The organism is Neptuniibacter pectenicola (assembly GCF_001597735.1).
Classification (GTDB): domain Bacteria; phylum Pseudomonadota; class Gammaproteobacteria; order Pseudomonadales; family Balneatricaceae; genus Neptuniibacter; species Neptuniibacter pectenicola.
In genome coordinates, this window is sequence record NZ_LUTS01000167.1 from 1 (window position 1) to 246 (window position 246).

At 37.8% G+C, this 246-nt stretch carries 1 protein-coding gene; it reads left to right on the forward strand.

Annotated features, from left to right (window positions below):
* Window positions 1-36: 36 nt before the first annotated feature.
* Window positions 37-246: type VI secretion system baseplate subunit TssG (locus A3773_RS17650; protein ID WP_269454518.1), on the forward strand; the 210-nt coding region annotated here is incomplete at its 3' end.

The following is a 246-nucleotide window of genomic DNA, read 5'->3' on the forward strand; positions in this document are numbered from 1 at the left end:
TATCATTTGTCAGGCTTAGAAAATAGCAATCGACATTTGATTCAATACACCATGTTGCTCGGTCAAAATAGCCGAAACATTCGTACGTTAGAGCAACTATTAAACGACTACTACGAACTGAAGATATCGGTACAAGTCACTCCATACGAGACTCGAAAGCTACCTGAAGCCGCAACCAGTAATATTGGTAAATCTGTTAGGTCTAGGAAAAACAATAAATTAGGTCACGGTTTATTAATAGGAAGT